This window comes from Kribbella sp. NPDC051718, assembly GCF_040681515.1.
Taxonomy (GTDB): Bacteria; Actinomycetota; Actinomycetes; order Propionibacteriales; family Kribbellaceae; genus Kribbella.
Genome location: NZ_JBFAYZ010000002.1, coordinates 845,039 through 871,845 on the forward strand (window position 1 = coordinate 845,039; position 26,807 = coordinate 871,845).

26 protein-coding genes are annotated in these 26,807 nt (G+C 68.0%); 13 read left to right on the plus strand and 13 right to left on the minus strand.

Features of this window, described 5'->3' with window-relative positions:
* Position 1 precedes the first annotated feature (1 nt).
* Together AB0M15_RS10610 and AB0M15_RS10615 are read right to left on the minus strand one after the other, a co-directional pair.
* The gene (locus AB0M15_RS10610) at positions 2 to 769 is read right to left on the minus strand and encodes a hypothetical protein (RefSeq protein WP_363816135.1); all 768 of its coding nucleotides are present in this window, start codon (positions 767 to 769) and stop codon (positions 2 to 4) included.
* Between the two features lie 67 nt (positions 770 to 836).
* Positions 837 to 1,769: a helix-turn-helix domain-containing protein gene (locus AB0M15_RS10615; RefSeq protein ID WP_363816136.1), complete on the minus strand. Its 933-nt coding sequence runs from the start codon at positions 1,767 to 1,769 to the stop codon at positions 837 to 839.
* Positions 1,770 to 2,055: 286 nt separating this feature from the next.
* Between AB0M15_RS10615 and AB0M15_RS10620 the strand changes: the two genes are divergently transcribed.
* On the plus strand, positions 2,056 to 2,385 hold the full coding sequence (locus AB0M15_RS10620) for a PadR family transcriptional regulator (RefSeq protein ID WP_328332275.1): 330 nt from the start codon (positions 2,056 to 2,058) through the stop codon (positions 2,383 to 2,385).
* Positions 2,382 to 3,659, plus strand: a complete 1,278-nt coding sequence (locus AB0M15_RS10625) for a hypothetical protein (RefSeq protein ID WP_363816139.1) — start codon at positions 2,382 to 2,384, stop codon at positions 3,657 to 3,659. The genes AB0M15_RS10620 and AB0M15_RS10625 overlap by 4 nt, the downstream gene beginning before the upstream one ends.
* A 20-nt stretch (positions 3,660 to 3,679) precedes the next feature.
* On the opposite strand, the gene AB0M15_RS10630 is transcribed toward AB0M15_RS10625, so the two are convergent.
* The 3 genes from AB0M15_RS10630 to AB0M15_RS10640 form a co-directional block, all read right to left on the minus strand.
* A complete protein-coding gene (locus AB0M15_RS10630) occupies positions 3,680 to 4,396 on the minus strand; it encodes a GNAT family N-acetyltransferase (RefSeq protein ID WP_363816140.1) in 717 nt (238 codons plus the stop codon).
* 21 nt (positions 4,397 to 4,417) lie between these two features.
* The gene (locus AB0M15_RS10635) at positions 4,418 to 5,374 is read right to left on the minus strand and encodes an adenylate/guanylate cyclase domain-containing protein (protein WP_363816142.1); all 957 of its coding nucleotides are present in this window, start codon (positions 5,372 to 5,374) and stop codon (positions 4,418 to 4,420) included.
* Between the two features lie 166 nt (positions 5,375 to 5,540).
* Positions 5,541 to 5,945, minus strand: a complete 405-nt coding sequence (locus tag AB0M15_RS10640; RefSeq protein WP_363816144.1) for a cyclic nucleotide-binding domain-containing protein — start codon at positions 5,943 to 5,945, stop codon at positions 5,541 to 5,543.
* Positions 5,946 to 6,147: 202 nt separating this feature from the next.
* On the opposite strand from AB0M15_RS10640, the gene AB0M15_RS10645 reads away from it, so the two are divergent.
* The gene (locus AB0M15_RS10645; RefSeq protein ID WP_363816146.1) at positions 6,148 to 7,395 is read left to right on the plus strand and encodes a glycosyltransferase; all 1,248 of its coding nucleotides are present in this window, start codon (positions 6,148 to 6,150) and stop codon (positions 7,393 to 7,395) included.
* Here the strand turns inward: AB0M15_RS10645 and AB0M15_RS10650 are convergent.
* The 4 genes from AB0M15_RS10650 to AB0M15_RS10665 are packed head-to-tail and all read right to left on the minus strand — an operon-like array spanning position 7,305 to position 10,495.
* Positions 7,305 to 8,726 carry an FAD-dependent monooxygenase gene (locus AB0M15_RS10650; RefSeq protein WP_363816147.1) on the minus strand — a complete coding sequence of 474 codons (1,422 nt, stop codon included), beginning with the start codon at positions 8,724 to 8,726 and terminating at the stop codon, positions 7,305 to 7,307. The genes AB0M15_RS10645 and AB0M15_RS10650 overlap by 91 nt on opposite strands.
* Positions 8,723 to 9,355, minus strand: a complete 633-nt coding sequence (locus tag AB0M15_RS10655) for a VC0807 family protein (protein ID WP_363816149.1) — start codon at positions 9,353 to 9,355, stop codon at positions 8,723 to 8,725. The genes AB0M15_RS10650 and AB0M15_RS10655 overlap by 4 nt, the downstream gene beginning before the upstream one ends.
* A gap of 5 nt (positions 9,356 to 9,360) precedes the next feature.
* Positions 9,361 to 9,948, minus strand: a complete 588-nt coding sequence (locus AB0M15_RS10660; RefSeq protein ID WP_363816151.1) for a TetR/AcrR family transcriptional regulator — start codon at positions 9,946 to 9,948, stop codon at positions 9,361 to 9,363.
* A gap of 31 nt (positions 9,949 to 9,979) precedes the next feature.
* The gene (locus AB0M15_RS10665) at positions 9,980 to 10,495 is read right to left on the minus strand and encodes a helix-turn-helix transcriptional regulator (RefSeq protein WP_363816153.1); all 516 of its coding nucleotides are present in this window, start codon (positions 10,493 to 10,495) and stop codon (positions 9,980 to 9,982) included.
* Positions 10,496 to 10,828: 333 nt separating this feature from the next.
* Here AB0M15_RS10665 and AB0M15_RS10670 point away from each other — a divergent pair, with 333 nt between their 5' ends.
* Entirely contained in the window at positions 10,829 to 11,794 is a 966-nt protein-coding gene (locus AB0M15_RS10670; protein ID WP_363816155.1) for a zinc-binding dehydrogenase, read from the plus strand.
* Here AB0M15_RS10670 and AB0M15_RS10675 read toward each other — a convergent pair.
* The gene (locus tag AB0M15_RS10675; protein ID WP_363816157.1) at positions 11,791 to 13,416 is read right to left on the minus strand and encodes a threonine/serine exporter family protein; all 1,626 of its coding nucleotides are present in this window, start codon (positions 13,414 to 13,416) and stop codon (positions 11,791 to 11,793) included. The two genes, AB0M15_RS10670 and AB0M15_RS10675, sit on opposite strands and share 4 nt — an antisense overlap.
* Before the next feature lie 215 nt (positions 13,417 to 13,631).
* On the opposite strand from AB0M15_RS10675, the gene AB0M15_RS10680 reads away from it, so the two are divergent.
* The 6 genes from AB0M15_RS10680 (at position 13,632) to AB0M15_RS10705 (ending at position 20,207) form a co-directional block, all read left to right on the plus strand.
* Positions 13,632 to 14,366 carry a cupin domain-containing protein gene (locus tag AB0M15_RS10680; protein ID WP_363816159.1) on the plus strand — a complete coding sequence of 245 codons (735 nt, stop codon included), beginning with the start codon at positions 13,632 to 13,634 and terminating at the stop codon, positions 14,364 to 14,366.
* A gap of 111 nt (positions 14,367 to 14,477) precedes the next feature.
* Positions 14,478 to 15,641 (plus strand): Gfo/Idh/MocA family oxidoreductase, encoded by a 1,164-nt coding sequence (locus AB0M15_RS10685; RefSeq protein WP_363816161.1) that lies wholly within the window; start codon positions 14,478 to 14,480, stop codon positions 15,639 to 15,641.
* Entirely contained in the window at positions 15,638 to 16,951 is a 1,314-nt protein-coding gene (locus AB0M15_RS10690; protein WP_363816163.1) for a dihydrodipicolinate synthase family protein, read from the plus strand. Before AB0M15_RS10685 ends, AB0M15_RS10690 begins: the two co-directional genes overlap by 4 nt.
* Positions 16,948 to 17,763 carry a sugar phosphate isomerase/epimerase family protein gene (locus AB0M15_RS10695; protein WP_363816165.1) on the plus strand — a complete coding sequence of 272 codons (816 nt, stop codon included), beginning with the start codon at positions 16,948 to 16,950 and terminating at the stop codon, positions 17,761 to 17,763. Before AB0M15_RS10690 ends, AB0M15_RS10695 begins: the two co-directional genes overlap by 4 nt.
* A gap of 27 nt (positions 17,764 to 17,790) precedes the next feature.
* Positions 17,791 to 18,549 carry a sugar phosphate isomerase/epimerase gene (locus AB0M15_RS10700; protein WP_363816167.1) on the plus strand — a complete coding sequence of 253 codons (759 nt, stop codon included), beginning with the start codon at positions 17,791 to 17,793 and terminating at the stop codon, positions 18,547 to 18,549.
* 200 nt (positions 18,550 to 18,749) lie between these two features.
* Positions 18,750 to 20,207, plus strand: coding sequence for a diguanylate cyclase (locus AB0M15_RS10705; protein WP_363816170.1), 1,458 nt, complete (start codon positions 18,750 to 18,752; stop codon positions 20,205 to 20,207).
* A gap of 677 nt (positions 20,208 to 20,884) precedes the next feature.
* On the opposite strand, the gene AB0M15_RS10710 is transcribed toward AB0M15_RS10705, so the two are convergent.
* Both AB0M15_RS10710 and AB0M15_RS10715 read right to left on the minus strand, forming a co-directional pair.
* Entirely contained in the window at positions 20,885 to 21,358 is a 474-nt protein-coding gene (locus AB0M15_RS10710; protein WP_363816172.1) for a PH domain-containing protein, read from the minus strand.
* 35 nt (positions 21,359 to 21,393) lie between these two features.
* Positions 21,394 to 21,882: a GNAT family N-acetyltransferase gene (locus AB0M15_RS10715; protein ID WP_363816174.1), complete on the minus strand. Its 489-nt coding sequence runs from the start codon at positions 21,880 to 21,882 to the stop codon at positions 21,394 to 21,396.
* Between the two features lie 124 nt (positions 21,883 to 22,006).
* Here AB0M15_RS10715 and AB0M15_RS10720 point away from each other — a divergent pair, with 124 nt between their 5' ends.
* The 3 genes from AB0M15_RS10720 (at position 22,007) to AB0M15_RS10730 (ending at position 25,049) form a co-directional block, all read left to right on the plus strand.
* The gene (locus tag AB0M15_RS10720) at positions 22,007 to 23,590 is read left to right on the plus strand and encodes an alkaline phosphatase D family protein (protein ID WP_363816176.1); all 1,584 of its coding nucleotides are present in this window, start codon (positions 22,007 to 22,009) and stop codon (positions 23,588 to 23,590) included.
* A gap of 84 nt (positions 23,591 to 23,674) precedes the next feature.
* Positions 23,675 to 24,544, plus strand: a complete 870-nt coding sequence (locus AB0M15_RS10725; protein ID WP_363816178.1) for an aldo/keto reductase — start codon at positions 23,675 to 23,677, stop codon at positions 24,542 to 24,544.
* Between the two features lie 148 nt (positions 24,545 to 24,692).
* Positions 24,693 to 25,049: a tetratricopeptide repeat protein gene (locus tag AB0M15_RS10730; RefSeq protein WP_363816180.1), complete on the plus strand. Its 357-nt coding sequence runs from the start codon at positions 24,693 to 24,695 to the stop codon at positions 25,047 to 25,049.
* Here the strand turns inward: AB0M15_RS10730 and AB0M15_RS10735 are convergent.
* Positions 25,046 to 26,722 (minus strand): glycosyl hydrolase family 28-related protein, encoded by a 1,677-nt coding sequence (locus AB0M15_RS10735; protein WP_363816182.1) that lies wholly within the window; start codon positions 26,720 to 26,722, stop codon positions 25,046 to 25,048. The genes AB0M15_RS10730 and AB0M15_RS10735 overlap by 4 nt on opposite strands.
* Positions 26,723 to 26,807 lie beyond the last annotated feature (85 nt).

Genomic DNA, 26,807 nt, shown 5'->3' on the forward strand with positions numbered 1-26,807 from the left:
GCTAGGCCGTTGCTCGCAGGGTGGCGATTGCCATGGCGACCTGGAGGTGTGAGACGAACGTGTGGTTCCCGTCGCCGGAGATGCCGAGGTGGGTCTTGTCGCCTCCTCGGGTTGTCACCTGGAAACCCAGCGAGGCATGGACATTCGCGATCTGGGTCAGGTCCCAGGCGACGACTTGAGGCAGTGGGTTGATGAACAACAGGCGGAGGTCAGTCACCACCAGTGCGCAGTTTTCGACCGTTCGCAGTGGCTCGACGCCGGCGCTGATGATGTGGTGGACACGTTCATGCTGCGGCAGATGCTCATCGAGGAGTTTCAGCGCGTCCCGGCCGGAGCTGCCGAGTTTGGCTTGGACGTTCGCGGGGGCAGCCTCGACAGCTGCGGTGATGTCGTCTCGCACGACAGGTCCTTTCTGGCGCTCAGTGCTCGGCGTGAATTGTGGTGAGGTGGCGAGCAAGGGGGCAGCGGCGGCTGTGACAGGGAAGACCGGCGGCTCTACCTCATCCACTCGAACTTGAGCCGATACAGGCTTAGGTGTTGCCGGCTTCGCTGGCTTTGGCGCCAGATAGGTATCCCAGTCGCGGGTCGATTGCGGCGGCGGCACATGCCTGTACTCCGGTCGCATGGACCGCTGGATCAGAGCGAATCCCCCATAGGCCGCGGCGATGGCCAGGACCCAATAACCTGGTGACGAATTGACTGCTGCCACGATCAGCCGCGCTGTGGCCAGCCAGCAAAACACGCCGAGCGCGATCAGCGTTCCCCTCATGTAGCCCCCCTGCTTGGCTCCTCCGTCTACTACCTGACGGACAGCGCTGCCGGGGGGCGCTCGGCCTTTAGCTGGGGATGCCGTCGGCGATGTACTGCATGGGGTCGCCGAAGCCCAGGTCGGTGATGCCGGCGGTGTGGAAGGCGCCGACCAGGAGGGAGCGGCGGTGGGCGGCGAAGGTGAGGACGTGGGCGACCATTCCGCCGTAGGTGAAGACCCGGGGTGGTTCGCAGGTGGTGTCGACGAAGCTGTCGTCGAAGCGGCCTTCGTCGTTCAGCCGGTTGACCAGCGCGACGAAGCGGGAGCCGGCGTCGGCATGCCGGGCACGGAGCTCGGCGATCGGTGTCGTCACCTCGCGGCCACACTCGGGGACCTGGAACGGCCGGTCCTCGACCGACGCCAGCCACATCTCTTCCTGCCAGACCAGTCGGTCCAGCAGGTACCGGATCGACACGTCGTCGTCGATGCCCTCGACCGACAACTCGATCGGCTTGTCCAGGGTCGCGGCGTCCAGGCGGGCGCCGCGCTCAATCATTTCGCCGGTGAGCCATACGTGGTGCTCAACCATGCGTACCAGTACGTCCATCCCTCTCGTCTCCTTCTGAGCAGGCAGGCGCAAGCCTGCCGGTGGCTGGAAATGAACCCCACTCGGTGCCGCCAGGAAGAACCGCCGCGACGACTCCCGCCGCCACTCCCGCGGCGACATCCCGAACGCCCTGCTGAATGCCCGCGTAAACGCCTCGTGCGACCCGTACCCCGCCTCGACCGCCAGCTCCAGTACGCCGGTATCCCCCGCCAGCAACCGGTACGCCGCCCGCTCCAGCAACAACCGCCGCCGAAACGCCGAAGGCGACTCACCCGCCGCAGCCGCAATCACCCGGTCGCAATGTGAGCGGGACAAGTGCACCCGCCCAGCCAGATCACAGCCAGTCGTCCCAGCCTCATCAAGGCTGTCCGCAACCGCGGCCACAAACCCGGCGAACACATCCGTTGAGTTCATGCCTCCACTGTGCCCGCAAACCCACCCCTCCGACTTGATCGATTTCCCCCAACCCGGGGCCCGTACCTACCGACAGGCAGTACTCCCGTTGCCGACCCGGTCCCACGCTCAGCCAACGATCTCTTCACCGCATTCGACCGACTACTTCCTGTCCCTCGGTACGCAAGGGGAGTGAAACAGGATTGCGGAGTACTCTGCGGTGTGTAGTAGTGTGGTCGGCAGAGCACCGCGAGGCCGGTCTGAGGGGGCCGGGTTCGCGGTGCACCTAGCGGAGGTGGTGGAGGCGATGGATCCGAGTCAGCTGCTCAAGGGCGTGCTCGACCTGGCTGTCCTGGCAGTGTTGCGGGAGGCGGACGGGTACGGCTACGACGTACTACGCCGGCTGCGGGCCGCCGGGCTCGAGGATGTCGCGGATGCGTCGGTGTACGGGACGTTGCGGCGGCTGTTCGCGGCCGGCGCGCTGACGTCGTACGTGCAGCCCAGCGAGGAGGGCCCGCACCGCAAGTACTACGGGCTGAACAAGACCGGCCTGGATCTGCTCGCCGAGTCCACCAAGACGTGGAACCACTTCGCCGACACGATGTCGGTGTTGCTGCTCGAGGAGGCGGCTGCGTGAACAGCACACTGACCGGACCGGTCGCGACCTACCTGGCCCAAGTGAAGGCCGAGCTGAGCGACCTGCCGCCGGGCGAACTGGCCGAGGTGCTCGACGACGTGACCGGCCATCTGAGCGAGGTCGCCGCCGAGTTCGAGGAAGAGCCGACGGCCACCGCCCTGCAGGCCCGCCTCGGCACCCCCAGCCAGTACGCCGATGAGCTCCGGACCGCGGCCGGCTACCCACCCCGCACGAAGGCGCCGAAGCCGGAGCGCACCGGCGCCGAGGCCGCGCTCACCTGGGGAGTCGTCGCCTCGATCGTCGGGCCGCTGTTCCTGCTCATCGGCCTGACGAACGGCATCGACGAGGCCGCCTTCTTCGGTGTGATCGGGCTGATCCTGCTCGCCGGCGCCGCTTTCATGGGCGTGCGCGCCTTGCAGGGCAGGGATCCGCGTATCGTCCTCGACACGCGTCGCGGTCAGCTCGGCGCGGAGCAGATCCGCAACCTGATCGACCAGATCCCGCCGAACGTCAGGCGTGACCTCGTCACCATCGGCCAGCCGGTCTGGTGGGTCGCCCGCGGCATCGTCGGCGGCGGCGCGGTCTTCGCCGTGTCCGGTGCAGCCGCCGTGGTCGTGGTCGGCGCCCTGGCCGGAGCCGTCGTCTCGGTCTGGATCGGCCGCAAGACCCAGCAGGACCGTCGCTGGCTCTGGTACGTCGTACCGCTGAACGTGGTCGCGACCATCATCGTCCCGCTCTGGCTGGCATACAGCTTCGTGGGCGGCTCGGCCGGCCCCTTCACGAACTACCGCAGCACCCCGAGCAGTAGCAACAACTACTACCCCCAGAACGGCCTGGCGCTGGACGGTACTTCGATCAGCAACGTGTACCCGTTCGACGAGCAGGGCCGCCAGGTGAAGGTCCGACTCTACGACCAGGACGGCAAGCCGATCAGCCTGCCGCTGCAGAACTGCGCGGCCAGCAACGGCCAGACCACCGGCGACGACATGGTCAGCAACATCTTCCCGCAAGCCGTCGTGCAGACCGACCAGCCGACCCAGACGGATGCCAACGGCAACGACATCACGCCGTGCACGGACACCGACAAGGCCCCGTTCGTCCCACCGCCAGCCCCGGCCACCACTCCGACCACAGGCCCGAGCGCCGGCCCGACCCCGACACCGACTGCCAAACCGTCGGTCCCGGCCGCGTCCTCCAAGCCAACCCCAACCCCAACAGCACCTGCCACCACCGGCAAGCCAGGCGTCACCTTGACCGTCACGCCAACCCGCTGAACTAATTCAACGCAACCGGGCTACATGTGCGCCGCGGCAACCGCGCGATACGTGTAGCCCAGTTTGCGATACACGGCGATCGCCGCCTCATTGTCCCCATGGACCATCAACCCGGTCCGCCCATGCCGCTTCACCAACTCAGCGGTCACGAACGCACAAACCTCCCGCGACAACCCCCGCCCCCGAGCATCCGGCCGAGTCGCCACGCCGGCCATGAACCCAACCCCCGGCGCACTCCACCCATCCGCCGCGATGCTCAACAACTCCCCAGCCTCATCCACGACACCAGCCCACCGCAGTACGCCGGCAGCCCCCGGCCACGCATAGGACTCCGGCGACGCCTCACTCAACAACGCCTCAACACCCTCGTCACCGTCCAGCCAGGCGGCCGTGGTCGGCTGGGACGGTGCGACCGCCGTCTCCATCCACCCGAAAGTCGCCCGCAGCGACAACACCGGCACCCGCGCGACCAACTCGCGAATCAGCGCTTCCTCACCAAACGGCCGATAAACCGTCCCGAGCTCGCCAAGCAGCGAGTCGACGAGCGGTACGAGATCCGAAAGCGGTCCCCGCACGACCAGCCGATCATGCTTCGACAGATCGGCGACGGCTACGGCAACCGCGTCACCGGCGTACCAGGCGCGGGCTCGATCGCCCAGACCCTGCCCACCCCACAGCACCAACGCGTCCCCATCGGCTCTCGCCGCCAACTCCCCAGCGGTTGCGATCTCATGCACACAACCATTGTCCCTGACGCGTCAGCCGGCCCCGGAGGAGGCACGTTGCAGCGCGTACGGCGTCAGATGGTGGTACCCACGCACCGACACCCGCCGCAACCGACGCAACCGGTACGCCGGATGGCCATCGAGCGCAGCAGCCAACTCCCGGTCGGCCAGTACTCGTCCGGGCTTCGCCTCCGAGGTCAGCCGCGACGCCAGATTGACGACCTCGCCGTACACGTCGCCGAGGCGGATCAGGATGCTCCCGTACGCGAGCCCGATCCGGAGCTCAGGCATGTCACCGGCCTCCATCACCTTGTCCTGCAAGGCCAACGCGAGCGCCGCACCCTGTGCGGGGGTATCGGTCACGAAGAGCACCTCGTCGCCGATCGACTTGATCACCCGCCCACCGTTCAGCGCGACGACATCGGCCGCCAGTCCTTCGAAGCGCTCGATCAGCTTGCCCAGTTCGACGATGGAAAGCCGCCTGGTCAACCTCGTGTAGCTGACGATATCGGCGAAGCCCACCACCCGGACGCCGCGCGACAGCTCGTCCGATCCGGCCACCGCACGCCCTGCCGCTGCGGCCAAATGCCGCCGCCAGACGTACGTCTGCAACCGCTCCATTGCCGGGAGCAACAACGTCGCGACCTCGATCGCATCGTCGGCGGACAGCTTGGCCCCCTCCAGCAGTTCCAGGAACATCGCAGACTGCCAGGACGCCAGCCGCGACTGCGTCTGGCCGAGCTTGCGGGCGAGCGACGACTCCACCGCGGGGTCGATGAAGCCGTCGTCCTCGAGTGCGGCGACCAGCCGGAGCGCCTCGACATCGCCGTCGGTGAAGGCGATCTCGTCGTCCGGTACGGTCGCGAAGCCGAGCGCGTGCCACATCTGTTCGGCCCGCTCGATCGAGATCCCGGCCCGCTCGGAGACCTGGATCCGGGTGAACTTCCGCTCCCCACCGAGCAACGCCTGCTCGAACTCCTGCTGCAACACCCCGAGATCCGGCTCCGGCGTCGACGCCGGGCTCCGCCCGGAATGCGGGGTCGGCCCGGAATGCGGGGTCGGCCCGGAAGGCGGGGTCGGCCCGGAAGGCGGAGCAGCCGCGGAGGCGGGCGGCGCTCCGGGAGGAGCCGCGGCGCCGGCGTCGGCTCCGTTCCGGTCAGTTCGCCTGGGGGCCACGGCGTTCGGTGATGGTGGCGTCGATGGCGTCGCGGAAGTTCGGCAGCCGGTCGGTCAGGTCGTCGAACTTCTCCCGGGTGAAGTGCAGCAGCTGCAGCCGCGACTTCGCCGTGACCGTTGCCGTCCGCAACCGGTTCTGCCGGACCGCGACCTCACCGGCGATGTCGCCGGGGCCGAGGACGGCGATCTCCTCGCCCTTGACCCGGACCGATGCCGTCCCGCTGAGGATCAGGTACGCCGCGTCGGGTGGCGTCTGCTCCAGGATCAGCGACCAGCCGGCCGGAACCGAGACCTCTTCGCCGGCCCGGAAGATGTCCTTGATCTCCCGGCCGGACAGGTCCGCGAACAACGGTAGGTCCCGCGGGGACGTCCTACCCAGTGCCACAACGATCCTCCGAGCCCGCCGGGCGGTGACCCAGCGATAGCAGGCCGATGTTTCCAGTCAGTAACTCTAACGGTTGATTTGTTCCGGGGTCACATCAGCACCGACCAGGGATTGGGCAGGAAGGCGACGTAATAGCGCTTCGCCGCTTAGCATCAGGGTCCGTACGCCGGTTCTGCGGCGTATCAAGCTCAGGGGTGGGCGCATGCGAGTAGCAATGGTGGGGATGGGGACCAGGGGGGACGCGCAACCGATGGCCGTCCTCGGGGCGGAACTGGCCGCGCGAGGTCACCAGATCACGCTCGGACTGTCGTCCGACCTGGTCTGGACGGGGGAAGCGCTCGGCCTGCGGACGATCGATCTGCGCACGAGCACCCGCGAGTTCCTCGAATCCGAACAGGGCCAGAAATGGCTGGCCGCCGGCGATTTCCAGTCCTATGTGCGGTGGCTGATGAACCACAAGAACCAGGTCGCCGACCAGCTCCAGGCCGACCTGATCGACCTCGCGTCCCAAGCCGATGTCCTGATCTCCGGTACTGCGACCGAGCTCGAATCCTTCATCATCGCCGAAGCGGCGGGCATCCCCTACGCGTCGGTCTACCACGCCCCGATCCGCAGCAACAGCGCGTTCCCGCACCTGCTCGTCTCCACCGATGTCTTCTCACCCGAGAAGAACCTGGAGACGTATGCCGAGATCGACAGGACCAACTGGCCTCTTTTCGAGCCGTTCGTCAACAAGCTCCGCGCCCGCGTCGGCCTCGCCCCGACCACGGAGACGACCGGCGCCCGGCTCGCCAGCTCGGGCGCCCTGGAGATCCAGGCCTACAGCCGCCACGTCGTACCGGAGCTGGCCGAGTGGGATGTCCGGCGACCGCTGACCGGCTTCCTCTCGCCGTCGGCCGAGCAGCGCAGATTGCTAGAGGAGCTGGTCGACCCCGACCTCGACGCCTGGCTTGACGACGGCGAACCGCCCGTGTACTTCGGCTTCGGCAGCATGCCTGTACTCGACCCCGACGCCGCATTGACCATGATCGAGAAGGTCGCCGACACCCTCGGCGTCCGCGCACTCGTCAACCTCAAAGCCAGTACTACGAACGACGACGCCGTCCGCGTCGTCGGAAACCTCAACCACGACGTCGTCCTGCCGCGCTGCCGGGCAGCCGTCCACCACGGCGGCGCCGGCACGTCGGCCACCTCATTGCGCGCCGGCCTACCGACGGTGGTCTGCGCCGTCTTCGCCGACCAGCCCTTCTGGGGCGCGCAACTCCAGCGGATGGGCGTCGGCAGCACCCTGCGTTTCACCGACCTCAGCGAACCGACCTTGTTCGCTGCCCTCGAACCGATGCTTGCCGACGGCCCCCGTCAGCGCGCAGCCGAACTCGCCATCCTGCTCCGCGAAGAGGACGCCATCGACCAGACCGCGGACGCGTTCGAGGAGTGGGTGTCCGGCTGACCGTCCGGATCATCGGTTGCCCATAGCACGTAACCGTCCGGTCGCACGAGGACTTGAGCAGCTCCTGCGATGCCCTTCAGGTGCAGCGGACGACCTGTAGTGAGCAGCTCGGCGACAGTTGCCCCATCGGCCAATTCGAGATCGGGCATCCGTTGGCCGATCAGCGGATGGTCGCCGGGCGCATAGGCGATTCCGAGGCCGGAGATGATGCCGGCCAGCCGATGATTTGCCTCGGGGATACGCAGCAGGTCGAGGAAGGTCTCGCGCAGGCAGGCGATGTCGTCGTCGGGGATCATCAGCACGCCTTGCGCCCGGGTGTTCGCCAGTACCGCGGCCGCTACCGGGTGACGCTCGTCGTGATAGCTGTCGAGCAACTCGTCCGGCGCTTCACCGTTGAGATGCGCCGCCAGCTTCCAACCGAGATTGAACGCGTCCTGCAGACCGAGGTTCATCCCCTGGCCGCCGGTGGGTGAGTGGATGTGCGCGGCGTCGCCGGCCAGGAAGACCCGTCCATCCCGATAGCGATCCGCCTGCCTCGCCGCATCGGTGAAGCGTGAGGCCCAGCGGATCTCGCGCAGGACCACGCCCGTGCCGTACCAGTTGCTCAAGGCATCCGATACCTCGTCGAAGCCGATCGGGTCCGACCTGGTCAGGAGTTGTTGCTCGGGGCCCGTGAACAGCACTCGGTGGACACCGTCGCCGAGCGGGACCAGCGTGAGGATGGCGCCGTCGCGCGGTACCAACGAAGGCAGTTCCCAACGACCATTGCTCTCGGCCCGGTTGTCCTCGAGGACGACATCGGCGACGACGGCCGACATCCTGCCGTCACGGCCGGTGAAGCCGATCCCGGTCAGTTTGCGGACCGCGCTGCGACCGCCATCACATCCGGCGAGCCAGCCGGCGCGCATCGAAGTACCGTCCGCGAACGACGCCTCAACTCCAGAACCATCCTGCGCCAGGCCGGTCAGCTCGAGACCACGCCGTACCGCGATGTCGCGGGCCGCCAGGTGGTTCTCGAGGTGCTGCTCGATCCGGGCCTGCGGAATCCGAAGCTGGTAAGGGAATCGCGTGTCCCAGCTGGAGTAGTCAAGGGTGACGGGCAGCCCGGCGAAGTGTCCGGCCGGCAACTGGTCGACGGCATCGTCAAGGAGAGGTTGCAGGAGTCCACGCGAGTGCAGGATCTCGACGGATCGCGGTTGAAGACTGAGCGCCCGGGACTGGCCGGAGCGCTCGGTCGCCTGATCGACAAGCATCACCGGGATCCCCGCGAGTTCCAGCTCTGCCGCAAGCAGCAGTCCGGTCGGCCCGGCGCCGACGATCAGTACGCTCATGCGAGCAGGTCGTTCTTGCGGGAGTAGAGCATCATGAACCCGTAGAGAAGGACGAACAGGACGATCCATTGCGCGGTCGTCACGCCGGGCACCGCGTCGAGCGGGAGCGCGTACGCGATCACCACCCGGACGACAGCGTCGAAAACCAGGCCGACGCCCCACACCGCCGTGATCAGGCGCAACCCATGCCGGAAGCGCGGCTCCGTCTCCCAGCGGCTCGCCCACACCTCGCCACCACCCTTGCCGCGCTTGGCCTCGGCGATTCCGCGACCGATCGACAGCAGCAACGGCTTGCCGGCGAAGAGAGTGCCGAGCATCCAGAGCCCACAGAGCGCGGTGATGACGCCGTCCTTGGCGAGCAGCATCCGTGGGCTGTGCAGGGCCAGCGAGGCGATCGTGCCGACCGCCAGCGCGCTGATCATGAAGACGGCCATCCAGTCGACCTTGCGGTCATGGACGAACGCGTAGGCCGTTCGGAGTACGGGGATGACGGAACCGGCCAGGGTTGCGCCGACGATGCCGACGCCCGACTGGCGCAGTACGTAGAAGATGAGCAGCGGCGCGACCAGGTCGATCAGCACCGGCGCGAGGACCGCGCCCCAGCGGGCCTTCGGTTTGGTTTCCGTCATCACAGTCACGACAACTCCGCTCGGGTCGCACGGTCGAAGATCTCGGTCAGTTCACGGGCGTAGGCCTTGGGATCCGCACCGGCGACGAGCCGGCCGGCAGCGACGTCGATCGCCCCGCGCAGCGTCACCGCCATCAGCAGCGAGTCGAAGGTCCGGAAGGCGCCTGCGCGCTGGCCCTCGTCGAACAGCGCGACCAGCCGCACGACGGCGCCGTCGGCTTCCTCCGACGGCATCGGCGCCGCGCCGAAGACGATCTGCTGAACGGCGCGGACGTGATCCGGCTGCTCGGCGATGAAGGCGATGTTCGAGGTGATGTACGCCGCGAGCAGCTCGGCCGGGCCGGTCGCCGCGTCGAGTGCCGGGCGCATGAACCTGGCCGCGTCCTCGGTCACCTGCCGGAGCACCTCGGCGAGCAGCTCTTCCTTGGTCTGGAAGTGGTACGAGATCAGCCGCTTGCTGCTCAGACCGGCCGCCTCGCAGATCGCGTCGAAGGACGTTCCCGCGTAGCCGCGCTCGGCGAGTACGCCGATGGTCGCGCCGACGATCTGCTCGCGCCGGGCCGCCGTACTCCCCGCTCTCCCGTTTATCCGCATGTGTAAAAATTACCCAGCTGGATAAAAGGTGTCAAGCGATCGTGGTACTCGAGGAGGTTCGGTAGCGGCCGGGGGTGGTGCCTACCAGGGCGCTGAAGGCGGTGATGAAGCTGCTGGGGTTGGACCAGCCGCAGGCGTGGGCGGTGTGGGTTGTGTCGTGGCCTTCGGCGAGTAGGACCAGGGCGTGGCAGATGCGGAGTTGGGTGCGCCATTCGTAGAAGGTCATGCCCAGCTCGTCGCGGAGCAGGCGGCTGAGGGTGCGGGCGCCGGCGCCGATCGTGCGGCCGAGTTCGGTCAATGGGGTGTTGTCGGCGGGTTCGTCGTACAGGAGCTGGGCGAGGGCACGTAGTCGGTCATCGTGGGGCTCGGGGAGTTGCAGGGGTTGCTCTTGAGCTTGGTCCAGTTCGTCGACCAAGACGCGCACGAGGCGAGACTGGGCGGCGGCGCTGTCGTGCGCGGCCGGGTCGTAGCTGCGGGGGCCGGTGAGGGTGAGCAGCACTTCGCGGGCGAGGTTGGAGACGGTGAAGACGGACGGACCAGCTGGCATGAGCCGGGTCTGGGCTGTTGTCAGGAACAGGATTCGCATGTCCGTATCGCCGTGAGCCCGGTGGTAATGCGTGAACCCGCCGGGCGTCCAGGCCACTCGATTCGCCGGAACTACCGAGGTGCCTTGTTCGGTATGGACCGACAGGACGCCGCGAGCCGCGTACACCAGATGGCCCCGCGGATGGGAGTGCGCCGTACTGATTCCGCCCGAAGGCCAGTGGTGCACCCCGCCGGATGGCCAGAGGTGCAACGTCTGCGGAGATTGGCGGCCAACGGGCATCGATTGGCAGTTTACCGGTGGCCCGCCACGCTAGTTCGCGGCAAGAGTTGAGGCATGCGAACGACGATGCGTGCGGCGGTCTGTGTCAGGGCGGGCGATCCCGAAGTACTGGAGCTCCGCGAGGTGCCGATGCCTGAGGTCCGGGAAGGCTGGAGTCTCGTGCAGGTGAAGGGCGCTGGGCTCAACCGGTCTGAGCTGCGGACCCGTCAGGGGCATTCGCCCAGTGTGAGCTTCCCGCGCGTGCTCGGGATCGAGTGCGTGGGGATCGTGGTTGCGTCGACGGATGCGCGGCTGCCGGAGGGCGCGACCGTGGCGGCGGTGATGGGCGAGATGGGCCGGGCGTTCGACGGCGGCTATGCGGAGTACGCGCTGTTGCCGAACTCGTTGCTGATGCCGATCACCAGCAAGCTGCCCTGGGAGGTCCTGGCGGCGCTTCCCGAGACGTACTTGACCGCGCAGGGCTCGTTGGACGCATTGGGGGTCGGCAGCTCGGGCCGGTTGCTCATTCGCGGCGGGACGTCGTCGGTAGGGATGGCAGCTGCGTCGATTGCCACCGGCCACGGCATCACGGTTGCCGCGACTACCCGGAGTACCGACAAGGCCAAGGCGCTCGATGTCGACCATGTCCTCATCGACGACGGTGAGTCCCTGGCCGCGGCGGTGCGGGCGATCTGGCCTGAAGGTCCCGACTACGTCCTCGACCTCGTCGGGGCGAGGACAGCCGTCGATTCACTGAGCTTGGTACGCCGCGGCGGCACGGTCTGCGTCTCCGGTTCGCTCAGCGGCTGGTCGATCCCTGACTTCGAGCCGATCGCGATGATCCCGTCCGGCACCCGGCTGACGACGTTTCACAGCAAGGACGCCGCGGGTACGACCACCTTGCAGCGCATCGTCGACGAGGTCGAGGCCGGCGTCTACCGCCCGAACCTCGACCGCGTCTTCACCCTCGACGAGATCGCCAAGGCCCATCACCACATGGAGAACGACCAGGCCACCGGCAAGCTCGTCGTCATTCCCTAGCTGCTGCGCCGAGTGCGCCGCGAGCGATGAGAACGCGAGCGCTCGGTACGCCGCCGTACCGGCCGCCGCGGACCCACCAGGCGAGGACCGGCCAGCCGGTCCTCCAGACGACGAGCCTCGCGCCGAATCGGTTGAGCGACGTACTCGCCGAGGATCACGCCCGAGGCAAGGGCCACGCCGATGGCGACCGCGGTCGCCAGGGAGACGATGCCGATGAGGTTGCCGAGGCTCATCAACTCGAGCAAACCCTTGTAGATGGTGAGTCCTGGCAGCAGCGGGACTGTGCCGGACACAACAACCACCAGGGGAGGGACGCCGGAGCGGCGGCCCAGCGAGTAGCCGGTGAGGCCGACGATGAAGGCGGCTGCCGCGGTCGACCAGGCCGGGCCGAATTCGGCGCGCGACATCAGGGTGAAGACGAGCGAACCGAGTCCGCCGACGACCGCGATCGGAAGCAGGGAACGCAGCGGCGAGTACGACGCGTAGGCGAACGCGACAGCCATCAGGGCTCCGGATCCGACCATGACGGGGAGGTTGCTGAGTTGGACCGTCTGGGCCTCGATGGCTACCGGGAGACCCAGCTTGATGCCGAGGCTGATGCCTAGCGATACGCCGGCGATGATGCCGCCGGTCAGCAACATCGCTTCGAGGCTTCGGGCGGCGGCTGTTACGTAGTACCCGGTGATCGCGTCCTGGACGGCACCTGTGAGGGCGATTCCGGCGAGCAACATGATGATGCCGGCGGCAACTACCAGGGATGGTTTCACTGGTGCGTGGACGGCGTACAGGATCAGGGCCACGGCCGTGGCGACGAAGGCGCCGGCGACCTGCTGGTAGAAGGCGGGGAGGCGCTGCCGGTTGAACCAGCGGTTGCTGAGCTCGATGAAGCAGGCGGTGACGACGGCGACGAGGGTGATCAGCCAGCCGCCACCGAGCAACAGGGTCGCGCCGCCGGCCATCACACCCCAGGCGACTACCGAGCTCCAGCGCGGGAACGGTGGGCCGGCCGAGACCATCCGGGCCAGCTCGCGGCTGGCTTCCTCGCGGGTGAGTTCGGCGCGGACGAAGCGGCGTACGAGCTGATCGACGTCTGTCAGGCGGGAGAAGTCCTGGCCGCGGTACCGGACGATGCGCATGTGCGTCTCGGGGGCGACGTCGGGCGCGGCCTGGTAGGAGATCGCGATCGAGGTGAAGGTGATGTCGACCTCGCAGCCACGCAGTCCGGCGGCCGCTGTCACGCTGAGGATGGTGGCGGTGGCGTCCGCGGTACCGGCGCCGCTGGAGAGCACGACCTCGCCGATCCGCAGAGCGAGATCGAGAGTGCGATAAAGCTCACGCTGCTCATCCCGCGCCCGCTCGTCCGCCGCCTGCAGCTCAGCCGACAACTCATCCACCGACAACTCACCGGTCGTCGGCTCAGACTCCCGCCGATCCCCCTCCCGCCGCTCACCCCGCCGCCGCTCCCCTTGCCGACGCTCAGCCTCATCCGTGGGGCGGCGCTTCTTCCAGATCGGGTTGGCGCGGCGGGTGTCGCCCAGCCGTAGGTCCTCCGTCAGGGTGACGTCCAGCGACGGCGGGCCCGTCTCGCCCCCGTCGGCTGCCGATTCGCCGCGCTTGGCCACCGTGCTCCTTTCGTCTCCTGAAACGACGCTAACGCCCAACGCCTCGCCGTACCCCATCCGCTGATCGGCACCCGGCTGTCCGGAATCGGCCTGCAATCGCTTTCCACCGACTTTCCCGACAGGTTGACTCGCCGTGACCGCCCACCTAAGGTTGCGGTCACGAGCCTTGGAAAGCCCTTTCCAAAGCTTCAGCAGCCCAACGCGAGGAGACGAGCATGTGCGAGTTCGGCCCGGCCGCGGCGCTGCCCGGCGGCATCGGTATCTCGCGGCTGACGGTGTACGACATCGAGGCGCCCGACGGTCTCGTCGGCGGCACCCCGCACGTCCACCTCGCCTGCTCCGAGGGGTACTACGTGATCGCCGGCTCCGGCGCGGTCCAGACCCTCAACCCGAAGAGCTTCACCGAGACCCCGCTGCAGGCCGGCACGGTCGTCTGGTTCGACCCCGGCACGATCCACCGGCTGATCAACGGCGGCGGCCTCCAGATCCTCACCCTGATGTCGAACTCCGGCCTCCCCGAGGCCGGCGACGCCGTCCTCACACTCCCACCCGAGCACCTCACCGACCGCGAGACGTACCTCGAGGCCACCACCCTCACCGGCGAAGGCGAGGCCCGTACCCCGTCCGCGATGGCCCGCCGCAACCTCGCCCTCGAAGGCTTCGCCGTACTACGAGACGCGTACGCCGCCGACGGCCCAACCGCCCTCGACGCCTTCTACGAATCGGCCATCCGCATCGTCCAGCCCCAACTAGCCGACTGGCGCAAACGCTGGGAAGCCGGCGCCCGCCGCCTGGCCGACGAAACGGGCGCCGCACTCGAAGCCCTCGAGTCCGGCAAGGCCCCCCACCTCCAAACAGCCGAACTCCACGAACTCCCGACCCCCACCGAGTACGCCCGCCACGGCATGTGCGGCCGCCTCGACGTCTACGACCTGAACCAGAACCCGTGAAACCGCCCCACACCCCGCGCAGAACGCGGCCCTCCCCCTCCTTCTTCCCTCTTTCCTTCCTTCCCTTGCCCCACACCCCGCGCAACTGCTGCGCCGAAGAGAGGTAGCACCGTGAACGATCGACGCGTCGGCATCGTGATGAACGGCGTCACCGGCCGAATGGGCCTGCGCCAGCACCTGGAGCGTTCCATCGTGGCGATCCGCGAGCAGGGCGGGATCCCGGCCGCCGACGAGACGATGATCATCCCCGAGCCGATCCTGGTCGGCCGCAACGAGCTCAAGCTGAAGAACATCGCCGACCAGTACGGCCTGAGCCGCTGGACCACCGACCTGTCCGAGGCGCTGGCCGAGCCCGACGTCGAGATCTACTTCGACTCCCAGCTCACCCAGCTCCGCGAGAAGGGCGTCCGCGCCGCCGTCGAAGCCGGCAAGGCGATCTACTGCGAGAAGCCGATCGCCGAAGGACTGGAAGCAGCCGTCGACCTGGCCCGCCTGGTCCGCGACTCCGGCCTGAAGAACGGCGTCGTCCAGGACAAGCTCAGCCTGCCCGGCCTGCGCAAGCTCAAGCGACTCGTCGACGGCGGCTTCTTCGGCGAGATCCTGTCGGTACGCGGCGAGTTCGGCTACTGGGTCTTCGAGGGTGACTGGCAAGAGGCACAGCGCCCTGCCTGGAACTACAAGACCGAGGAAGGCGGCGGCATCGTCGTCGACATGTTCTGCCACTGGCGGTACGTGCTCGACCAGATCTTCGCCCCGGTCAAGTCGGTCTACTGCCAGGGCGCGACCCACATCCCTACCCGGTACGACGAGCAGGGACAGGCGTACCAGGCCACCGCCGAGGACGCGGCGTACGGAGTCTTCGAACTGGAAGGCGGCATCATCGCCCAGCTCAACTCGTCCTGGACGACGCGAGTCTTCCGTGACGAGCTGGTCGAGTTCCAGGTCGACGGCACTGAGGGCAGCGCGGTCGCCGGCCTTCGCAACTGCCGCGCCCAGCACCGCTCCGCCACTCCCAAGCCCGTCTGGAACCCGGACCTCCCGGCCGCGTACTCGTTCCGCGACCAGTGGTCGGAGGTTCCCGACAACGAGGTCTTCGACAACGGCTTCAAGGTCCAGTGGGAGATGTTCCTCCGCCACATCGTCGACGATGCCCCCTTCACCTGGGACTTCGTCGAAGGCGCCAAGGGCGTCCAGCTGGCCGAGCTCGGCCTCCAGTCCTGGCGCGAAGGCCGCAAGCTGGAGGTCCCCGCCCTCGACATCGAGTCCCGCCCATGACCCTGTCTCTGCGCCTACCCCTCAACGGCCGCCTGGAGCCGTACCGCCTCACCGGCACCCCAGTTGCCGCCAGCAACTACGAGCCCTCCCACACCCGCCTGGCCTTCGCCGCAGCCCACGTCGTCTCAGACCCACTGGCAGACAACTCCCCGGGCGCCCCAGCGGTGATCGACTGGGACCACACGCTGGGCTTCCGCCGACACCTGTGGTCGCTGGGCTTGTCAGTAGCCGAAGCAATGGACACAGCCCAACGCGGCATGGGCCTCGACTGGCCAGCCACCCAAGAACTAATCCGCCGCTCAGCCGCCGAAGCACCGCGCCGCGCCGCTAACGCGGCGCGCGGCGCGGGTGATGCGCGGGGCGGCGCCAGCGCCGGTTCTGCAGGCGCCGAAGGCGCTGACTCTGCGCGTAGCGAGGCAGATGGCGCGCACCGCGCGGGCGCTTCGCGCGGCGCGGTCGAGAGTGCGGGGGGCTCGGAGAAACGGATCGCCGTTGGTGTGGGGACCGACCAGCTTCCTGCGGGGGTGCATCCGTTGGATGCGGTGATCGGGGCCTACGAGGAGCAACTGGCGTTGGCCGAGGAGGTCGGTGCCCAGCCGATCCTGATGGCCAGCCGGGCGCTCTGCGCCGCCGCCACCTCACCCGACGACTACCGCAAGGTCTACGACCGGCTGCTCGGCCAGTCGTCTCGGCCCGTGATCCTGCACTGGCTCGGCTCGATGTTCGACCCCGCCCTGGACGGCTACTGGGGCAGCGGTTCGCTCGACACCGCCGCCGACGTCGTCGTCGACCTGATCAACGAGAACTCCACCAAGGTGGACGGGATCAAGGTCTCGTTGCTGGACGCAAGTAAAGAGATTGCCTTGCGCAAGCGGTTGCCGGAGGGGGTTCGGCTCTACACGGGCGACGACTTCAACTATCCCGAGCTGATTCGTGGGGACGGCGAGCGCTACAGCGACGCGTTGCTCGGGATCTTCGCGGCGATCGCGCCGGCCGCCGCGGCCGCGTTGAAGGCGCTCGACGACGGTGAGCCGGCGAAGTACGAGGAGATTTTCGCGCCGACCGTCCCGCTGGCGCGGCAGATCTTCTCGGCTCCGACGTACTACTACAAGACCGGAATCGCCTTCCTGGCTTGGCTCAACGGGCATCAGCCGGGCTTCGGCATGGTCGGCGGACTGCAGACCGGCCGCTCGCTGCCACACCTGGCAGACACCTTCCGGCTGGCCGACGCGGCCGGCGTACTGACCTCCCCCGAGTTGGCGACCGACCGTTTCAAGCAGCTGCTGAGAGTCGGCGGGATCGACGCATGAACCGCTACAGCCTCAACCAGGCGACCACGAAGTACTGGCCACTGGAGGAAGTAGTCGCCGCCAGCGCCAAAGCGGAGCTGAGCTGGATCGGCCTGTGGCGCGAGCCGATCCAGGAGTACGGCGTCGAGCGCTCGGCCAAGCTCGTCGCCGACGCCGGCCTGCGCGTTTCCTCCTTGTGCAGAAGCGGTTTCTTCACCGCCACCGACGCCGCCGAACGCCAGGCGAAGATCGACGACAACCGCCGCGCGATCGACGAAGCGGCCACCCTCGGTACCGACGTACTGGTACTCGTCAGCGGCGGCCTCCCGCCCGGCTCCCGCGACCTCGACGGCGCCCGCGGCATGATCCGCGACGGCCTCGCCGAGCTAGCACCGTACGCCGGTGAGCGCGGTGTCCGTCTTGCCGTCGAGCCCCTCCACCCGATGTTCTGCTCCGACCGCTGCGTCGTCTCCTCGCTCAGCGGTGCCCTCGACCTGGCCGAGCAGTTCCCCGTCGAACAGGTCGGCGTGATCGTCGACGCCTACCATCTCTGGTGGGATGCCGACGTGTACCGCCAGATCGAACGCGCCGGCGACCGGATCTGCTCGTACCAAGTGAGCGACTGGACCACCCCGCTGCCCGCCGACAACCTGCTCGGCCGCGGCATGATGGGCGACGGCTCGATCGAGTTGCGCCGGCTCCGCGAGGCCTGCGACGCGGCCGGGTACGACGGCCCGGTCGAGGTCGAGATCTTCAACCAGCAACTGTGGGACGCACCCGGCAAGGAGGTCTTCGACCTCGCCCTGGCGCGCTATCTCGAGCACGTCGCCTAATCCAGAACCTCGAAGGAGCTACCTCCCATGAGCGACCGGACCATTCCTGCCGACGGCATCGGCATGCACCTCTACACGATGCGCGAAGCACTCGCCGCCGACTACCCCGGCACTCTCCAGCGCCTCGCCGAGATCGGCTACAAGACAGTCGGCGTGAGCGGCCGGTTCGGCCACTCGGCCGAGGAGATCCGCTCGTACGCCGATGCGGCCGGCCTCGAGATCGTGCTCGAGCACGTCGGCTATCCCCGGCTGACCGACAACTGGGAGGGCGCCCTGGCGGATGTCCAGACGCTCGGCGGCCAGTGGATCGTCATACCGTCGCTCCCGGAGGAACTGCGCACGCTGGAAGGTTTCCGGGAGGCTGCTCGCGCCTTCAACACCGCGGGACAGCTGGCGAAGAAGGAGGGGCTGAAGCTGCTCTTCCACAACCACGGCCACGACTTCGACGAGGTCGACGGCCAGGTGCTGTTCGACATCCTGGTCGACGAGGTCGATGCCGACCTGCTCGGCTTCGAGCTCGACCTGTACTGGGTGGTCAACGGCGGCAAGGACCCGATCGACTACTTCCGCAACCACCCCGGCCGGTTTCCCGCGTTGCACGTCAAGGACATGGCGACGGATGGTTCGTTCGCGGACGTCGGTACCGGCACGCTCGACTTCGCCGCGATCTTCGCCTTCGCGGAGTCGGGCGGCGTCCGGCAGTGGCTGGTGGAGCACGATGCCCCGACCGACGAGTGGGACTCGGCGCGTACGTCGTACCAGGCGCTCGCTTCGATTCGCTACTGATGGGTTCGTGACGGTACGTACCGGTAAGCGTATTGTCGTCACCGACAGCACACGGCTGGCTCCCGTCCGGCGTAACTGAGTTGGCCGTGCCGCGCTGGAGAGCGTCTTCCGGTGTGATCGGTCTGTCACCCTGTAAGAGGGCCCTCACCACGGCGGGGCCCCGTGAGGCCGCCGACGCCGTGACGCCGGAGAGATCGCACGTGCAGAACGAGCCCACCGTACGGATGACGGCAGTGCGCCGTCTGTACGAGGTGAGCGCCCGGATGGGCGCCGGGCGGAGCCTGGCCGAGACGCTGCAGGCGGTCGTCGACGGAGTCGTGAACGGCCTCGGTTTCGGGATCGCCGTGCTCAACCTGCGGCAGGCCGACGGCAAGTTCGAGGTGATCGCCGTGGCCGGCTCGCCGGAGGCCCGCGAGGCGCTGCTCGGCACGATCAGCGCGGCGGACATCTTCGACGCGGAGTTCGCGATCGCGGACAAGTGGGGTGGGCTGCGGTTCGTACCGCACGAGCGCCTGCCCGAGGGCGGCGAGATCGTCGGCTGGGTGCCCGAGATCCCTGTACCGACCGCAGCGGACGCCTGGCATCCGCTGGACGCGTTGTTCGCGCCGCTGCACTCGTCCGATGGCGAGCTGGTCGGGATGCTCTCGGTCGACCTGCCCGAGGATCAGCGGCGGCCGGGGCAGATCCATCGCGAACTGCTGGAGATCTTCGCGACGCAGGCCGGGATCGCGATCGACAAGGCCCGGCTGACCGATCAACTGCTCGCCGAGAAGGCCCGGCTGGAGGCGAGCGAGACGACCTTCCGCTTGGTCTTCGAGGGCGCCGGCAACGGGATGGCGACGATCGCTTTCGACGGTCCGGAGGCCGGGCGGATCCTGCGCGTCAACGATGCCTTCTGCCACATCACCGGGTACACGCCGGCCCAGCTGATCGGCACGACCTTCGTCGACTACCTGCGCGACGAGCAGACCGGCCAGACGAAGCGGGAGATCGAGCAGCTTGCCACCGGGCGCGGTCCGTACCGATTCGAGCGCACGTTCCGGCGTACCGACGGCAACGACATCTGGCTGGGCGGTACCGCCGCCATCGTCGACCAAGGTGTCGACCAACCGCGGATCATCCTCATCCAGATCGACGACGTCACCGCACGCAAGGACGAGGAACGCGAACTCCGCCACCACGCGGCCCACGACCCACTGACTGGCCTGCCGAACCGTCGCCTGCTCCAGCACCGGTTCAACGCTGCTCTGCAACGGTCGCGGCAGAGCGGCCGTCGTGGGGTGCTGCTGTTCTGCGACCTCAACCACTTCAAACAGGTCAACGACAAATACGGCCACGAGGCCGGCGACAAAGCCCTCCGCGAAATCGCCGACCGCTTGCTGACCGAGGTCCGCCACGGCGACACCGTGGCCCGCCTCGGCGGCGACGAATTCGCCATCCTCGCCGAAGACATCGACGGCGACGACCTAGACGTCCTGATGCGCCGAATCGACGAATCCATCAGCCGACCGCTGGACGGCATCGACGTACCGGTGACGGCGAGCATCGGTACCGCCATCGTCAGCCCGTACGCCGCCGACCTCGACGAACTCCTCCGCACCGCCGACGACGCCATGTACGAAGCCAAACGGAGCTATCGAGCGGGCCTCAACAACTAGCTGCCCGCGCTCGCACATCGGGCCCACCCGTACTCAACTTGCGGGCCGACGTCTTGAGCCCACCCGAACCAGCCCCGGCCCAGCCACCACGCGAAGACGACCCGCGCGACGCACCCGGGCAGACGCATCGGACCCACCCGTACCCGACTAGCCCGCCAACGTCTTGAGCCCACCCGAACCGCCTGAGGTGGAGCGTTGAAGGGCCTGCATCCCCCGACGCCAGGGGACGCAACTCTCTTCGCCGGCCGACCCGCCGGACCGCACCCGGCGTCGATGCGGATGGGACCTAGTGCGGCCAGTTCACCGACAGCGCCGGCCCGGGGCGGGCTCCAACGGGCCGCCGATGCGACGCGAATACAAGTGCGAGGTCGTGCAAGCGACAGCAGGCCAGCCCGGCGATCAGCCCTCAACACGAGCACCGGCGCAACGCCTTCGCATCGCGCGACGGAGGAGCGCCGACACGGGCGGGCGGGAGCGACCAGAGCCGCAGCGACGCAGGAGCGGAGCGGCGGACGCGTGGGGCTGACGACGGCCACCACTCAACACGAGCGCCGGCGCGACGCCTTCGCATCGCGCGACGCAGGAGCGCCGACACACGGGCGGGCGGGAGCGACCACAGCCGCAGCGACGCAGGAGCGAAGGCGGCGGACGCGTGGGGTCTGTTGAGCGCGGAGGAACTACTGAGCAGGCCGTTGTCTGCGGCGGCGTTGTTGGCGGCGGTCTGCTTTGGCGGGTTCCTGGGGTTCGGTGTGCCAGTGCTGGAGGAGGGCTATTGCCGCCTCGTTGTGGCGGTCGACCAAGGGCATGACCCGATGGATGTTGGTGAAGGCGAAGATCGGGGTCCAATGGGACTTGCCGTCGGACGACTTCCAGCGGACGGCGGGGAAGTCGGTGATCGACGTCACCGCATCCCGCGCGATCCGGCGATTGCGGAACAGGCCGTGGACCTCGATCCCGTCGTCGTCAGCGACCACCCCAAGACGCCAGCCGAACAGTCCGATGTAGGCGGCGACCGCCAGGCTCACCAACCCGACGCCGATCACCACGCCCAGATGCACGTCGCCGTACAGAGCAACGACCAGCACACCCGCCAGAACCGGCCAGATGAGCGCGCTGGAGATACGGGTGATCAGCAGGGGTTTCAGTTCCACCTGGCCATTCTCGCTCAGTCCGCACAGGCCTCGGGTTACTCGACCGATCCCAGCTTGGTGAGCGCCTCGTCGGTTAGGCGGTAGACGGTCCATTCGTCTTGGGGGGTGGCGCCTACGGACTTGTAGAAGTCGATGGCGGGTGTGTTCCAGTTGAGGACGGACCATTCGAGGCGTTCGTAGTTGTTGGCTACGCATTCTTGGGCCAGGGCGGTGAGGAGGGCCTTGCCTAGGCCGGAGCCGCGGTGGAGGGGGCTGACGAAGAGGTCTTCCAGGTAGATGCCGTGGACTCCTCGCCAGGTGGAGAAGCTGAGGAACCAGATGGCGCAGCCGACCACCTCGCCGTCGGCCAGGGCGACGTGGCAGAAGGCTGCGGGGGTCGGGCCGAAGAGTGCGGTCGAGAGCTGCGCGGCGGTCAGGTGGCACTCGTCAGGTGCCTTCTCGTACTCCGCGAGCGCGTAGACCAGCTCGACGATCGCCGGTACGTCGGAAGGCTGGGCGCGGCGGATTCGGTCGTCAATCTGCATGGACCCATCCTGCCCGGTTATCGATTCACCGAGATTGCGGCAGATGTGGGCAACTGTTTACCTAGCCGTCACCTCACGACAGAAGGCTGAGGGCAACCACCGACCGCTCACCGGAGGAACCCCCATGGCTGTTTCACGTCGTCGCTTCATCGGACTCGGAGGGACGGGTGCTGCCGGCGCCGTGCTGCTCGGTGCCGGCGCCTGGGACGCCTCGACCACGTACGCCGCTCCGGCCGGCGCAGGCAACCCCTTCACCCTTGGCGTGGCGTCCGGCGACCCGCAGTACAGCAGCGTCGTGCTCTGGACGCGCCTCGCGCTCGACCCGTTCGCCGTCGACGGCAAGGGCGGTATGCCGGCCAAGCCGGTCCGGGTGGAGTACGAGGTCGCCCGCGACGACCGCTTCCGGCACCTGGTACGCCGGTCCAGCGTCGTCGCGACTCCTGAGCTCGGCCACTCCGTTCACCCCGAGGTCAACGGGCTGCTGCCGGATCACGAGTACTACTACCGCTTCCGTACCGGCGGGGAGATCTCGACGGTCGGCCGCACCCGGACCACCCCGCATCCACTCAGCTCGCCGCGGGAGGTCCGATTCGCTTTCGCCTCGTGCAACGCCTGGCAGGACGGGTACTTCACCGCGTACCAGCACATGGCGGACGAGGATCTCGACCTGGTCGTCCATCTGGGCGACTACCTCTACGAGTCCGGCGTGAAGACCAATAAGCGTGGCGTGGTGACGGATCCCCGCTTCCACACCGAGACGTTCGACCTGGCGCGGTACCGGCTGCAGTACTCGCTCTACAAGGCCGAGGCGCCGCTGCAGGCAGCCCACGCGGCGCACCCGTGGATCCACACCTTCGACGACCACGAGGTGGAGAACAACTGGGCGGGTGACCTCTCCCAGGCCGACACCGAGCCGGACCAGGACCCGGTCATCTTCCGGCAGCGCCGGGCGCAGGCGTTCCAGGCGATGTACGAGAACCTCCCGCTCCGCCACCAGCAGATGCCGCAAGGTCCGGACATCCGGTACCACCGCCGCCTCCCGTACGGCCGGCTCGCCGACTTCACCATCCTGGACACCCGCCAGTACCGCTCGGACCAGCCGTGCGGCGACGGCGACTCGTCCACCTGCGACGACCGCTTCAACCCGGACAACACGATGCTCGGCGGGAAGCAGCGCAAGTGGCTGCTCGACGGCTTCCGCCAGTCCAACGCCCGCTGGCAGGTGATCGGCAACCAGACCCCGATGGGCCAGACCGACTGGACGCCCGGCCCGGAGACGCACGTCTGGCTCGACCCCTGGGACGGATATGTTGCCGAGCGCAACAAGGTGCTGGCGGCGGCGCAGGACAGCGGCGTACGGAACCTGGTCGTCATCACCGGCGACCGGCACCAGAACTACGCCCTCGAACTCAAGCGCGACTTCGCCGACCCGGACTCCCGCACGGTCGGCACCGAGTTCGTCGGCACGTCGATCACCAGCGGCGGCGACGGCGCGGACACCACTCCCCAGGGCGATCAGTTCCTGGCCGCCAACCCGCATCTCAAATTCTTCAACTCCCAGCGCGGCTACGTCCGCGTCACCGCCGACCAGCACCGCTGGCGCTCCGACTTCCGCGTCCTCCCCTACGTCAGCACCCCGGACGCCCCGATCAGCACCCGGGCCAGCTACGTCGTCGAGGACCACAATCCGCACGTGCACGCCTCCTGAACTGAGCGATTCAGTAGCTCAGCTGCTGACTCTCAGTGGTTATTGATGTTTGAAAGCTGAGTCGGCCTGCGGGAGGTTGGGGGTATGACTTCCTCCACCCGCAGGATCGGCGATGTCCAGGTCAGTGCGATCGGGCTGGGCGGTATGCCGATGTCGATCGAAGGACGGCCCGACGACGAGAGCCGGTCGATCGCGACCATCCACGCCGCGCTCGACGCGGGCATCACGCTGATCGACACCGCCGACGCCTACCACCTCGACTCCTCCGACATCGGCCACAACGAGACGCTGATCGCCAAGGCACTCAACTCGTACGGTGGTGACACCTCCGGCGTACTCGTCGCGACCAAGGGCGGCCACCTTCGCCCGGGCGGCGGCGCGTGGACGCAGGACGGTTCGCCCGAGCACCTGAAGCAGGCGGCCGAAGACTCGCTCAAGCGGCTCGGTGTCGACGCGATCGGGCTCTACCAGTTCCACCGGCCGGACCCGAAGACGCCGTACGAGGACTCCGTCGGCGCGATCCGCGACCTGCTCGACGCGGGCAAGATCCGGATGGCCGGCATCTCCAACGCCAACCCGGCCCAGATCCGGCAGGCGAACGAGATCCTCGGCGGCCGGCTCGTCTCGGTCCAGAACCAGTTCTCGCCGGCCTTCCGCTCCAGCGAACCCGAGCTCGAGCTCTGCGACGAACTCGGTATCGCCTTCCTGCCCTGGTCCCCGCTCGGCGGCATCTCCAACGCCTCCGACCTCGGCGACAAGCACCCCGCGTTCCACCAACTGGCCGCCGAGCTGAACGTCAGCCCGCAGAAACTCACCCTCGCCTGGATGCTCGCCAAGTCCCCGGTCGTCATCCCGATCCCCGGCTCCAGCCGGCCGGAGACCATCCGCGACTCCTACTCAGCCATCGACCTCACCCTCACCCCCGACCAGGTCGCCGCCCTCGACGCGTCCTGATCTGTTCCGCTCGACAGGAGGTAGTGCACGTACGGCGCGCAGCCGCCGCTCACCTGAGCATGGCGCGTGCCCGTAAACCCGACTATCTCCTGTCGAGCGGCACACATCCCTCGGAATACCGCTGGGGTCAGGCGGCGTTGAGGGGCGCATGGAGGACATGCGCGCGTTGAGTTACGGCCTTGGCCAGCAGTACTTCGACGAGCGGGACTATCGCGGCGCGATCCGTGCACTGCTCCCGGTCGTCGAGGAGACCCCGGAAGACGTGGGCACTCGTCTGTTGCTGGCGCGTGCCTACTTCCACAGTGCCTCGCTGAAGCCGGCCGAGGAGCACCTGCTGGTGATCCTCGACCGCGATCCGACCGAGGCGTACGCCCATCTACTGATGGCCCGTACGCTCGAACGCCTCAGCCGTGGCGACGAAGCCATCAAGCACCGCCGAATCGCCGCCGCCCTCACCGGCGACGATTCGCTCCTGGCCTCGCAGAGCTACAGCACCAAGAACTAGCTGCGGGCGCGCTGGGCGGCGTACAAGTCGGCGACCGAGGGACGCGACGCCAGTTGATAGGTGCCGTTTTCGAGGTCTCCGGCGAAGTCTCGCGGAAGGCCGCTGCCTGCGGCGGCCAACCCCTGCAGGCCGACGGTGATACTGCGGGGAGCCACGTCCGCCAGGTCAATCGCATAAGGAACCCCGCTGGTGATGCGGACGTTCCAATGCGCGATCCGAGCGCCGAAGAGCGGCCCCGACGCAGCCGAGCCGCCGACCCGGCCGTTGTTGGTCAGGGTGATGTCCGTTCGAGCGTTCTCGAACGGCATCGCCCGGTGGGTGTCGAAAGTGCCTTCGGCCATCGTGCCGCGACGCCAGACGTTCCCAGCGGACAGCCCCTCCAGGTTGAGCCCGTGATGCAACGAGCCACTCGGCAGCGGAACCGTGAACTGCTCGATCTCGAACCCATCGACCAGGTTGTCGTGCGACTGCATCCGGCAAGCAAAACTGTGATGCGCCGACCGCCCACCGACCACGACATCGGTCAACGTGACCGCCTTCGTGGTGGTGAACCCAAACCCCAGATCGCAGTTCTCCACCCGTACGTCGTCAGCCCAGCAATCATGAACCGCCTGAAAACAAAGGCCGTTCGACCCTGGATGCCGGTTGTGGATCGTCATCGGCCGCAGCTCGTTGCGGATCGTCAGCGACTCGACCCCGACGTCATGCAGCGTCGGCCCGATCTCCCGGAACCGCGACGGCCAACTCGGTCGCAGGTCGTAGCGCAACGGCTGGGCCAACCTCACCAGGCGGTCCCCCAGCACAGCCTCGACCCGCACCGGCCACTGCAGCGTCGCGTACTGGATGTACTGCCCACCAGACCCAGTCGTCAGCTGCGGCGCCTTCACCGGCCAGTCATAAGCACTGACTCCGGCGACATCCCCAGCCACATGACGCAGCACGCCTGCGTCGCCAGGATTGTCGGTTTCCAGTACGACGAGATCGCCCGCCGCAATCCGGCTCGTGTCCGACACGAGCAGCGTGCGCTGCCCTCGCGACGCCGACCCCACCGAAGCCAGCGTGTCGCCGAGCAACCACCCCTCGGACGTCGCGAAGTCCTCAGCCTCGGACTTGGCCTTCCGCTCGGGCGCGATCACCCAGATCTGGCCGCCCGTCCACGACCAGCGACTCTGCAAGCTCGGCTGCAGGTTGGGCCGGTACGACTCCTCGAGCGGCCGGGTGAAGTGCAGGACCGTGTCGTCGGGGCCGGAGCCCTTCAGGACCACGTTCGACCACTGGATCCAGAGCGGCGAGTCGAGGCGGTACGTCCCTCGCGGTACGACGACAGTGCCGCCGCCGTGCTCACCGGCGTACCGGACTGCCGCCGTGAAGGCGGCAGCGTCGTCGACTCCCGACCCAGGTCTGGCGCCGAAGTCGGTGACACGGGCGACGACCCGGGGCCGGCGCGGGCGCTCGCCGCCGCCGTAACCGGCGTGCGAGATGTCCGGGATGAGCGGATGCGTACCAGGCGCGTCCGCCCACTGATCGAGCAGCTCAGCCGAGACATCCTTCGGGCTGCGGGCCGCAGTTCCACTCGATGGAACTGCGGCCGCGGGCAGCGCGGCAGCGGCCGGCAGGGCGGCGGCAGTGCCTAGTAACAAACGGCGGGAGAACAGGGGACGGTCCGGTCGCATGATGGCGCTCCTCGGGCGGTGAGGTTTCGCATGGCGGGACCTAGTTTCACTGGACGGGATCGATCTGACAAGGCCTGGGAAAGCC